Consider the following 11837-nt stretch of genomic DNA (forward strand, 5'->3'; position numbering starts at 1 on the left):
GCAATGCAGGCACCCAGATCGTCACTGTCGTTGTCCGTGCTATTGCGCTACGCCAGCTTGATAATATGGTGGCATGGTCGTTTGTGCGTCGCGAGTTGCTGGTTTCAATTCTCAATGGTGTTATTTTTGCGGGCTTGTCTTCAGCTTTGTCATACGTGTGGTTTGGTGACGCTGAAATTGCCATGGTCATGGCGGTAGCTATGTTTGCCAATTTGATTGTGGCTGGCTTGAGTGGCACTGTCGTACCCTTGGGATTATTGCGCTTGGGTGTTGATCCGGCAGTGGCATCAAGCGTTTTTATTACGACAATTACAGATGTTGTCGGGTTTTTTGTTTTCCTTGGCCTTGCAGCGCTTTATCTTATTTAATGTCATGATCATGTTGGTTCCTTGTTATTGTCAGAAAGTCCACCCGTAATGCCTGTGCATTTAAAAAAACTGTCGGTTGGGTCTGCCTCTTTCGAGGCGCTGCAGGAATGGCAAAATAGCCGGGTTGCGGCGCATATGCCATTGATGCATGTCACCCGTAACCGGCCACGTCGCGCTGACGAAATTCTGGCAGGTGGGTCAATTTACTGGATCATAAAAGGCGTTATGTGCGCGCGCCAGCCAATCATCGAACTTCGAGAGGTAACGCGTGCTGATGGCCGTCCGGCATGTGGCATTGTGCTGGCACCAGGCCTTGTCAAGGTCGAACCAACGCGGATGCGCATTTTTCAGGGCTGGCGTTATCTGGATTCAAAGGATGCGCCGCGTGACGTTATGGTCAGTCAGGAAGATGGTCAGGAAATGCCACCAGCGATGGTCGCCGAATTGCGCGAGCTTGGTTTGCTGTAGGATTGAAAGCTTCAGGCAGACGCCTTAGTCCTCTTTTGAAAAGGTCACCGCAAACATTGGCTGGCCATCAAACAGAAGTTCGCGTTCGGCACCACGCATCAATTCAAAACGCTGGGTTGAAATAGGCCCCGCCATCCGAAAACCCTGAGATGCCAGTTTGCGCCGATGAAATTCAAGCGCAGCAGCTTCAAAAGTTTCGGCGATGATGGTGATACGTTCATCGTCTGACATGATATTACCCTATTCGTTTAACAGTTGTTCGGATTTGTGATTGGTCACAATGACCCTAATTTAACGCACTGGTCAAGATCACAAAAGATAGATAATGAAGTTCTGTTGAATGGTTTCTGGTTATTTGTTCGCTTTGCGCCAGTCTTCAGGCATGTCGAATGTGCCAGCCCACATGCCACGCCCAGCATCGCGTGCTTGTGCCTGCACAGCGATATATTCCTTGGCATAACGTTCATAGGCAACCGCCATGCCTTCTTCGACAAGTGTTCTGCTTATGTCTTTCTGGTTGGCAAAACATTGCATGACAAGGCGGCCATACCGATCGGTGTCACGTAGCCGGCATTCCAGATGTGCGGCGGTTTTGACCAGTTCACGTAAACGGTCGCGGGCATTCACGCCGCATGGCCATTTTAGGCTGGAAGCGTTGTGGCAAATTTGTTTAATCTCAGGGGCGTCAATGCCAAACAGGCGGATGCGTAACGAACCGCTACGCAATGAGTCGCCATCGCTGATCCGTGTGACCGTTACCGTACCCCCAATATCGAACGGGCTATCGACAGCCATGCTGGGCTGGCTGACTGATAATCCAACCCCACAGATAAGCAGTAAATATGCGTAAAATTTTGCAATTCTGTTCATTATGGTAAACTAATATCATTTACCATTAGGCGCTAATGATTTTGAGTTAATTAGTACTTTTGTCTTGATGCAAAATTAACTCAAAAAACATCATAAAGTGCAACATGCTCTGACTTAAATGCCTTATTCCTACAAAGCATGGTTCATATATGCCTCCACTCACATATGGCTTACTTCATATATGGATTATCTTTCAGTGGGTCATCATCGGCAAATCCGTCTTCGTCGGTAGTCACCCATTCGGTTTCCGGATTCAGGCTGGCAGCAACACCACTTGATGAATCAGGTATAGCCACATATGGCCCCTGTGCGGCGGCGGGGACGGCTGAACGGCTCCGCATACGAACCAGCACAAACAGCGCCAACAAGAACTGTAATGTGGCAATCGCTGGCATAAAGCTGATTGTGCCAAGATATTCGATAAACATGGCGGCAATAGGCGCACCGATCACCGCGCCAGCCCCGTTAATCATAATCAGGCCAGACGCCATTGCCACCATCTGTCGCGGGGTCAGATAGTCATTGGCATGCGCGATACATAGCGAATAAAGCGGAAAATTAGTGCCCCCGAAAATCAGCATACATATTAATAACAAGGCTAGATTATTCGCATCAAGCAAGGTGGCAACAAGGACACTTAGACCTGATACAATAGCGACGCCAAGAATAACAATTCGGCGGTCAAAACGATCGGATAGCTGCCCCACCGGGTATTGTAGAACCAGAGTGCCTAATGTTACCGCCGCCATGAAATAGCCAACTTCGGTATTGGTCAAGCCAATGCTGCGGCCATAGATAGGGCCCATACCAAAGATCATTGCGGTTGCGGCACCTGTCAGTGCCATGCCCATCACAGCCAATGGCGAAATCTGATAAAGGCGGCGAAATCCCAACCGTTCGGGCGTATCAAATTCGGGTGCTTTGCCAACGGTAATCAGAATGGGTACCACCGCTATCGAGACCATAACCGATGCCAGCAAAAACAATCCATATCCGCCATCTGTGCCAAATGAAATCATGACCTGACCAAGGCTCATGCCGCCCATATTGATGATCATATAGATCGACAAAAGTTGGCCACGTGTTTCATTGGTCGCTTTGTCATTGAGCCAGCTTTCGCAGACAATATACATGCCAGCAAAGCTGAAGCCGGTGAGGATGCGCATGACCGCCCATAAAACCGGATCAACAAAGGCGGCATGTATCAGAATCGCCGATGAGGCAATCGCCGACATGGCGCCGAATACGCGAACATGCCCAACATTTCCCAGAATGCGTGGCACCAGAATAGAACCAGCGAAAATGCCAACATAATAGCCCGCCATGACAAAGCCAGTAGCGATATTGCTAAACGCCGCCTCGCTTGCCCGCGTTCCCAAAAGCACGACCTGAAGCCCGTTACCTGCCATAATGAGAAGCAAGCCGAAAAACAAAGTCCATGACGCGGCGATAGATCGGAACATAGCGGATCTTTCACTTGGGTTGCGACGTTACTTTTCTAGATTTCACCTAAATTAGCGCACGTCAAATATAAAATGTTACGAAGAAAACCAATCCCGCATGCGAAGCAGATTTAGTCTCTCTCTTACGTCCGTAAAATGAACTACGTCTGTTCTGATTTCGTTGTTGGTATGTCGATTAAGGGACAAAAAACAGAAAAAGAAAAATAGTTAGAAAAAAATTGATAGTAACGCCGTGTTTTCCTGCCTAGGCATGGTTTAGAGCCGTGTCATGATCTCGCGTACCGACGCCCGTATATCATCAAGTGCAACCGCTACCTGATTGACGTCTGCCATATCAAGCCAGCTTGACAGGAACTGTCCCAAGGCTGGAGGCAGGGCATCGTTAATCGTCCGTGTTGATTCCATTGAAAGGCGCAGCGCATGTTGCGCATTCCCCATTACCATATGCGCATCAGCCAGTATATTTGCATCGTTACTGTCTATCAGCTTGTCAGTCGTCAGAAGGGCAAGAATTTCCGCCACGGTCTGGCCACTTTTGACAAAATGGTCGCCATGTATCAGGCGTAATCCCTGTATCAGCAAATCTAGGTCACCCAGACCACCAGTCTGGAGCCGTAATTGCCATTTTGATGTGGCTGTTTGTGAGGCCGCCATGCGTTTTCGCATATCGGTGATGCTGGCCATAACGTCATCGCGGTTATGCGCCTGATTAATGGCATCATGGATTGGTTTCATCGCCATATCGGATAGATTGTCATCACCAGCAACAAACCGCGCCTTGGTCAATGCCAGTTTTTCCCATAACCAAATATCGGTGTCGATATAATGTGCAAGCCTGTCAAGCGGTGTCGCTACAGCCCCTGCCGAGCCTTCGGGACGAAGCCGCAAATCAACTTCATAGAGGGCACCTTCGGCGCTTTGTGTTGTCAGCCAGCTAACAAAGGTCTGCGTCAGGCGTATATAATAGCTGGTAGCATCAAGGCTTCGGGTACCATCTGATCTTGCGGCATCCGGGGCGTCATAGACGAATAATATATCCAGATCAGATGTGGCTGTGAGTTGCGCTATGCCCAATCGGCCAAGCGCAATGATACCGCACATGCCTGCGATTTTGCCATGGCGACGCTCCATATCAGCACGTGCCAGTTCCAGCACTGTCTGGGTGGTTGCATCGGCAATCGCGCTTAACGAACGTTCCAATGTTGCGCGGTCACTGCTCAGGCTTATGGCTTGTAATTCGGCACGAAAGCGTAATTCGCGTGTATGGCGTTTGATATTATCAAGCGCGTCTTCGACAGGCTGTCCGGTTATGATTTTGCGAATATCTCCAGCAATGGTCTGGGCATTGGGCAGGGGATCAAAAAATTCTTTATATAACAGCAATTCGAACAGCATCGGATTACGTTTTAAAATCTGCGTCAGGCGAGGTGACAGAACAATAATGTCACATAATAACCGCGCCAGATGTCGATTATAATCCAGAAGCGAGAAAATCTGCACGCTGGCTGGCAGCTCTTCAATAAAATAGGCAAGTGCGGCAAAGGCATTATCAGGTTGCGTGCCTTTGGCAAGTTGTCGCAATAATTCGGGCATCAAGCGCCCAAGCAGCATCCGTGATCGCTCGCCGCGCGTTGCTGGAATACGTCCAGCAATCCAGCCAGACAATGCGGTGGCTACATCTGTGGGGCGTTCAAAACCGATTGAGTTCAGCCATGTGACAAGCTGTTCCTGATCTTCCAGAAAGATGTCTATTGTTTTGTTGTCTTCTTTGACAAGGTTAGATGTGTCTGAGATATTTGCAGCTAGAATGCCATCCAGCAGGTCATGTGCGGTCATGTCACTGACCTTGGACAGAATGTCGGCCAACGTGTCACACAAGCTTTGCGCTGATTCATGCCCCATGAAACGGGCAAAGTTGATTAAGCTGACATCATCACGGGGCAGGCTATGCGTTTGCTGATCGGCGATCATCTGTAACCGATGTTCTGCACGACGTAGCAAAGTATATAAGGCAATTAATCCGTTAGCCTGTGCAGATGTTATCCAGTCTTTTTTGGCCAGCATATGCAAAGCCTGAGGTGTACGATGTTGACGGATTTCAGGTTCGCGCCCGCCAAAGACCAGTTGCAGAACATGCGTGAAAAATTCGATCGTGCGAATGCCGCCATGTCCGGTTTTCAGATTAAATTCTGTCCATTGTGAACTGTCCGGCGGGCGACGTAACATTGTGCGCATATCATCCATGACTGTGTAATCAAACGAACGGCGCCATATAAAGGGCTGTATTTCATCAAGGAAAGCATAGCCGGCCTCAATATCCCCAGCGATTGGACGGGCGCGGATAAAGGCCGCCCGTTCCCATGTGCGCGCTATAGATTCATAATAGCCAAGCGCCGCGGCGATCTGGATGCTAACGGCGGTTGCGCCTGGATCGGGGCGTAATCGCAAATCAATGCGCCAGCCAATACCATCAGCCGTGGCGGCGGAAAGTAATTTCACCAGCGCGCGTGTTTGTGCAACATAAAAGGCCTGTGCGGTAGCAGGATCGTTAAGCGGATTCGCATCTGGATCATGTATGATAATCAGATCAATATCCGATGAATAATTCAGCTCTTCGGCGCCCAGTTTGCCGACGGCAAAAATAATCCATCCGCATCCTGACAGATTGTCTTGTGGGGGCTTTGCCAGACCGCGGCGGGCAGCGTGGCGCATCAGAAAATGTGCTGTTTCCTGAACCGCGCATGTTGCGGCATCGCTAAGCCAGGTGAACTGCGTCTCCATTATTGTCAGTCCGGCAATATCAGCAAGCGCCGCCGCAAATGAAACCCGTCCCCGGAAATGGCGAATGGTTTGCATGGCTTTGTTTTCATCATCGATATGCCGCATTGATTGCCGGAATTTGTCATGCGCTTCATTGATAATATCAGCCGCGTTCCCTGCCAGAATGCGAGCAATATCATCGGCAAAGCGACGCGCCAGAAACAAAAGATGCGGGGCATGTGTGAAAATGGTTGCTATGTCGGTTGGTGAAAAGCTGTCATCCGTATTCGCGTTATTGGCATCAAGATAAGGCGCAAATTCGGCTACCAATGCTGATGCAAGTTCCCCCTTATCCGGATTGGCATAGGGTATGCTTGGGCAGATGCGATCAAAATGTCTTTGCGTTGTAACCATAGACGGATGATAAGCCCAAAATCATTTAGACCCAACAGGATTAATACAGCAGAAATAGCGGTGTTACTGTGTCAAAATCGCACCGCCGCGGGTAATCCGGCTGGTTGCCACATATAGGCGATATGTCAATGCAACCGATGCCACCATAAGCCCGATTAGCAAACATCCCCATATTGCAACCGGATCGAAATCAAAGGCATAAGCCCCGAGCGCCCCAATGCCAACACCAATAAACCAGAAACAAGCAATCGCGATATAGGCTGGAACCTTGGTATCATTAAGACCGCGAAGCGCCGAAATGGTGATCGCCTGTGTGCCATCTCCCCATTGGAACAGTGCCGTGATAATCATCATCGGAATGGCAAAGGTTGCGACAGCCGCCGCCATCGGATCGTTATCAGCCAGAAACAAATCAATCAGAAATTCGGATTGCAAGAACAGATAGGCCATGATGATACTAGACAGTCCAAGCCCAACCCATACAGCCGACCAGCTTGCCCGACTGATATTATGGCGGTCATTGGCACCGGCGAAATGACCCACGCGGATCGTGCTGGCCTGACCAATCGCTAGCGGCACCATAAAGGCAACCGCCGCAATCTGGTTGGCAATAGCTGATGCCGCCAGTGGGACTGGTCCATAAAGCCCGATGATAAAGACAACCGCGATAAACATGCCGGTTTCAGCAACGATTGTGCATCCTATGGGAATACCAATAACAAAGATGCGGCGGGTGATCTCCCAATCCATAATCCACAGGCGTTGAAATGGCTTTGACGATTTATAGGGTTCGGTAATGCCGATATAAATCAACAAGCTGATGCAAATCAGCAAATAGACGATTGTTGTTGAAAGCGCGATGCCACCAAGCCCCATTGGCGGAATAGGCCCATACCCATAGACGCAAATATGATTCCCCAGAATATTTGCCAGCAAGCCGCCAATCGTGGCGATCACTTGCGGCATTGGTTTTTTATGCGAGCTGACAAATTGGCGCAGAACAAAAAACAGGAACATGAATGGCAGGCCAATTGCCGACCAGAATAGAAAATCTTTGGCATGTGCCGAAATTGCTGGGTCTTGTCCCAGCCAGACCAGAACAATATCCCCCACCATGACAAAGGGCATGGCAATCAATGCCAAAAAGACCGCAATCACCATCCCTTGACGAAAAGCGCGGCGTACCAGACGCGGATCATTGCCGCCAAGCCCCTGTGCTACGATGGGCCCAGTTGCCAATGTGATGCCCAACCCCATGAAGTAGAAAGGCTGGTAAAAGCGTGCCGCCAAAGACCCAGACGCCAGATCATTACTGCTGATCTGACCCATCGCGATCACATCTGCGGTGGCAATGCCGATTGAGGCAAGCTGGCCAATTACCAATGGCAAAGACAATGCGATTGTCTGCCAATAATGGCTACGCCAGCTTAATTGCTGTGGTGGTGAAGATGCTGATGTCATTCAGGAACCTTGGATAAGCCATAGACTGGATCATGCTATGTCCAACAAATATGCGGTCAATCGGAATCGATTGCTATAAAACCGAAATATAGCTGAAAATCATGGCAAATAATATGCTAATGTCGCTCAAGACAAAGGATAGCCAGTTTGATAGCTGTCCCCTAAATTGAGAAAATTGGTATGAGCATGAAATCTGGAAGCGATAATTCCGGTAAAAAGGGCCCTTCAGGGCGTAGCTATCGAAATGCAACTGGTCTGACCCGCCAGCCTAAAAAAATGCGTGGTCGCAAAGTGTCGTCACAAAGATGGCTGACCCGCCAGTTGAACGATCCCTATGTCGCCGAAGCTAAGGCGCGCGGCTATCGGTCGCGTGCGGCGATCAAGCTTGAACAGATTGATGATCGCTATCAGCTACTCAAGCCCGGCATGGCGATCATTGACCTTGGTTGTGCGCCTGGCGGCTGGCTTCAGGTTGCCTCAATTCGCACGAAACTGGGTATCAGCAAGGCAAAGCTTGTTGGCATCGATCTGCTAGAAACCGAACATGTCGTTGATGCTGATATTTTTGTTGGTGATATGACCGAAGATGCGATGATGGCACAGATGAAAGATGCTGTTGGTGGCGGGGCTGACGGGGTGATGAGCGATATGGCCGCCGATACCACCGGACACCGTGCAACCGACCATCTGCGTACCACGGCTTTGCTGGAAACAGCATTGGATTTTGCGCTGGAAGTTCTGCGCAAGGACGGTTTTTTTCTGGCCAAATGTTTCCGCGGCGGTGCTGAACGTTCGGTGCTTGACCTGATGCGCCAGAATTTCAAAACCGTACGTCATGTCAAACCCACCGCCAGCCGATCAGAATCGGTTGAAAGCTATGTGCTGGCTACAGGGTATCATGGCAATGGGCTGGAAAATATGTCCAAAGACACGCCCGACGATGCGCCCCAAGACGCGTCCAAAAACGCACCAGTAAATCCAAAAGATGAGGATGCCGGATAAGGCATTTCAAAATCCTACATCTCTATTTTAGGGCTATCAATGTGCAGGGTGTTTGGCTATAGTGCGTTGCCACCGGATAGACGGAAGGCACCTCATGAAAATTCGCGAAGCACTCACTTTTGACGACGTTCTTTTGCAGCCAGCACATTCAGTTGTGTTGCCAGCTGAAGTTGGGCTTGTTACCCGTCTGACCAAGCAGATCAGTCTCAACATTCCACTTATTTCTGCGGCTATGGATACCGTGACCGAACATCGGTTGGCGATTGCTATGGCGCAGGCTGGTGGCCTTGGTGTTGTGCATAAGAATTTTACTATCGAAGAACAGGCTACCGAAATTGCCAAGGTCAAGAAGTTCGAAGCAGGCATGGTTGTCAATCCGCTGACCATTACACCTGAACAGACATTAGGTGATGCGCTGGATATGATGCGCACCCACCATATTAGCGGTATTCCGGTTGTTGAAAAGGTCGGCAATGCGCCGCAAAAGCTGGTTGGTATTCTGACAAACCGTGATGTGCGTTTTGCCTCTGATCTGTCGCAGAAGGTGGCTGACCTGATGACGCGTGACGTGGTGACAGTCCGTGATGGGGCAGCGCCAGATGAAGCGCGCCGTCTGTTGCACGAACATCGTATCGAAAAGCTGGTGGTTATTAATGGGGATAACGCCTGTATCGGTTTGATAACGGTCAAGGATATGGAAAAGGCGCAAAATCATCCGCTTGCCTCAAAGGACCAAAGCGGTCGTTTGCTGGTTGCGGGCGCCACTGGTGCTGGCGTTGACGGCATGGCGCGTGCCGAAGCGTTGATGGACGCTGGCGCGGATGTGATTATCGTCGATACCGCGCATGGCCATTCACAAGGCGTTCTAGAAACTGTTACCAAGGTACGCAAGCTGGCCAACCATGTGCAGGTGATTGGCGGCAATGTGGCCACTGCGGATGGGGCCAAGGCCTTGATGGATGCTGGTGCCGATGCGGTTAAGGTTGGCATTGGTCCGGGGTCAATCTGTACAACGCGGATGGTCGCGGGTGTTGGCGTGCCACAACTGACCGCGATCATGGAAGCATCTGAAGCTTGTCATGCGAATGGTGTGCCGGTGATTGCCGATGGTGGTATCAAATATTCTGGCGATCTGGCCAAGGCGATTGCCGCTGGTGGCGATGTGGCGATGATTGGATCGCTTTTGGCAGGTACCGATGAAACACCTGGCGAGGTCTATCTGCATCAGGGGCGGTCATATAAATCCTATCGCGGTATGGGATCAACTGGTGCGATGGCACGCGGATCAGCAGATCGTTATTTTCAGGCCGAAATCACCCAGCCTTTGAAACTTGTTCCCGAAGGAATTGAGGGGCAGGTGCCTTATAAAGGCGCTGTCGAAAATGTCCTGCATCAGCTGTTAGGCGGATTACGCGCGGCGATGGGCTATACAGGCAATGCCAGCATTGCTGATTTACAGGCAAATGCAAACTTTTTGCGAATTACGGGTGCGGGGCTGGCAGAATCGCATGTCCATGATGTGACCATCACACGTGAAGCACCAAATTACCGGCCTGGCATGTAACCGACTAAAGCTGTTTGCCAATTTTGACCTTTTGCCTTTTTGACGTTTACGAGGATTACCATGACGCCAGCCGCGCGTATTGCCGCCGTTATTGAAATAATGCAGAACATGCCTGAGGGTCAGATGGCCGGACAGGGCTTGCGTGCAGGTATGCAGCGTCGTCGCTATGCTGGATCGGGGGATCGTGCTGCTATATCGGCTCTATTCTGGCAGATACAGCGTGCCCGCGCGCGTATTGGCTGGCATCTTGAAGCTATCGATGCCGAGAAAACACCGCGTAATCACGTGATCGCGGCGCTGGTGCTGATTGAAAAACAGCATGAGGAACTGCAAAGTCTGTTCACTGATGATATCAGCCATGCCCCGCCTGCTTTGAATGACAATGAACAATCAATGATCACGGCGCTGGCTGAGCGCGAGCTGGATGATGCCAAAATGCCCGTTGATGTGGCACTTGAATGGCCGGAATTTCTGCTGGAAGACACCCGTGCTGGTATCGGCAGGGTGCTTAATGACAGCCAGAATGTTGAAGCCGAGCTTGCGGCCTTGCTTGATGAAGCGCCAACCGATTTACGGATCAACCCAATCAAGCTGGATGATCGTCGGTTATTGCGTGACCGTCTGGCTGGCCGTGGGATTAAATGTTACGCGACCAGCTTGTCACCTTGGGGTGTCAGACTGGCAAAACGTACCCGCACCGACGAATTACAGGAATGGAAAAAAGGCCAGTTCGATATTCAGGATGAAGGATCGCAGATTGCCGCTTTGCTATGTGATGCACGCCCGGGGATGCAGGTGGCCGATGTCTGTGCTGGTGCGGGGGGCAAATCTTTGGTCATGGCTGCGCGCATGCAGAATAAAGGGCGTGTTCTGGCTATTGATAATAGTGCCGAGCGGCTGGAGCGCAGTGGCGAACGTTTGCGCCGTGCAGGCATCCATAATGTCGAACGCAAAGTCGTTGATGACAAATGGGGCACGCGAAAATGGCGCGCCAAATTTGACCGTGTGGTGATTGATGCCCCATGTTCGGGATCAGGCACATGGCGGCGGCAGGTTGATGCCCGTTGGCGGCTCACTCCCGAAATTCTGTCGCGCTATCACGCCACCCAGCAAGGCTTGCTGGAAAAGGCGCGGGCGATGGTATTGCCTGGTGGGCGCATCATCTATATCACCTGTTCATTGTTGGCCAGCGAATGCGAAGCCCAGATCACGGCGTTTCTGGCAGACGCGCCTGAGCTTGAAATTGCGGATATTGGCGATATCTGGGAAGATACGATTGGTCGTTTAAATGGCGGTGCCTGTCCCCAGACAGCTAGTCTGAATGCCAGTGGCATGTTGCGGTTGCTGCCGCGCCGCGATAATACGGATGGGTTTTTTGTTGCGATTATACAGGCGCGGCTACGTTGATCGGTGCCGCGATAATACGGATGGGTTTTTTGTTGCGATTATACAGGCGCGGCTACGTTG

General features: G+C 50.7%; 10 protein-coding genes. 5 read left to right on the plus strand and 5 right to left on the minus strand.

Annotated elements, in window-relative coordinates; genetic code table 11:
• The coding region (locus tag ABNT28_RS07690) for a magnesium transporter (RefSeq protein ID WP_348721327.1) at positions 1-368 on the plus strand (368 nt) is incomplete at its 5' end.
• Positions 369-416: 48 nt separating this feature from the next.
• A complete protein-coding gene (locus ABNT28_RS07695) occupies positions 417-836 on the plus strand; it encodes a DUF1489 domain-containing protein (RefSeq protein WP_332923285.1) in 420 nt (139 codons plus the stop codon).
• 24 nt (positions 837-860) lie between these two features.
• Here ABNT28_RS07695 and ABNT28_RS07700 read toward each other — a convergent pair whose 3' ends face one another.
• The 5 genes from ABNT28_RS07700 to ABNT28_RS07720 all read right to left on the minus strand — a co-directional run bounded on the left by ABNT28_RS07700 (position 861) and on the right by ABNT28_RS07720 (position 7804).
• Entirely contained in the window at positions 861-1067 is a 207-nt protein-coding gene (locus tag ABNT28_RS07700) for a hypothetical protein (protein ID WP_013047346.1), read from the minus strand.
• Positions 1068-1187: 120 nt separating this feature from the next.
• A complete protein-coding gene (locus tag ABNT28_RS07705; RefSeq protein WP_332923278.1) occupies positions 1188-1631 on the minus strand; it encodes a thermonuclease family protein in 444 nt (147 codons plus the stop codon).
• Positions 1632-1876: 245 nt separating this feature from the next.
• Positions 1877-3169 carry an MFS transporter gene (locus ABNT28_RS07710; protein WP_332923277.1) on the minus strand — a complete coding sequence of 431 codons (1293 nt, stop codon included), beginning with the start codon at positions 3167-3169 and terminating at the stop codon, positions 1877-1879.
• Positions 3170-3424: 255 nt separating this feature from the next.
• The gene (locus tag ABNT28_RS07715; RefSeq protein WP_332923276.1) at positions 3425-6343 is read right to left on the minus strand and encodes a bifunctional [glutamine synthetase] adenylyltransferase/[glutamine synthetase]-adenylyl-L-tyrosine phosphorylase; all 2919 of its coding nucleotides are present in this window, start codon (positions 6341-6343) and stop codon (positions 3425-3427) included.
• A 63-nt stretch (positions 6344-6406) separates the two neighbouring features.
• Complete coding sequence (locus ABNT28_RS07720) at positions 6407-7804, minus strand: MATE family efflux transporter (protein ID WP_348721329.1); 1398 nt, start codon at positions 7802-7804, stop codon at positions 6407-6409.
• A gap of 180 nt (positions 7805-7984) precedes the next feature.
• Between ABNT28_RS07720 and ABNT28_RS07725 the strand changes: the two genes are divergently transcribed.
• The 3 genes from ABNT28_RS07725 to ABNT28_RS07735 all read left to right on the plus strand — a co-directional run bounded on the left by ABNT28_RS07725 (position 7985) and on the right by ABNT28_RS07735 (position 11777).
• On the plus strand, positions 7985-8806 hold the full coding sequence (locus ABNT28_RS07725; RefSeq protein ID WP_332924884.1) for an RlmE family RNA methyltransferase: 822 nt from the start codon (positions 7985-7987) through the stop codon (positions 8804-8806).
• Between the two features lie 94 nt (positions 8807-8900).
• Positions 8901-10370, plus strand: a complete 1470-nt coding sequence (gene guaB / locus ABNT28_RS07730) for an IMP dehydrogenase (protein WP_332924883.1) — start codon at positions 8901-8903, stop codon at positions 10368-10370.
• A 60-nt stretch (positions 10371-10430) separates the two neighbouring features.
• Positions 10431-11777 carry an RsmB/NOP family class I SAM-dependent RNA methyltransferase gene (locus ABNT28_RS07735; RefSeq protein WP_348721330.1) on the plus strand — a complete coding sequence of 449 codons (1347 nt, stop codon included), beginning with the start codon at positions 10431-10433 and terminating at the stop codon, positions 11775-11777.
• Positions 11778-11837: the final 60 nt, after the last annotated feature.

This window comes from uncultured Candidatus Puniceispirillum sp. (assembly GCF_963979125.1).
In the GTDB taxonomy this organism is placed as follows: Bacteria; Pseudomonadota; Alphaproteobacteria; order Puniceispirillales; family Puniceispirillaceae; genus Puniceispirillum.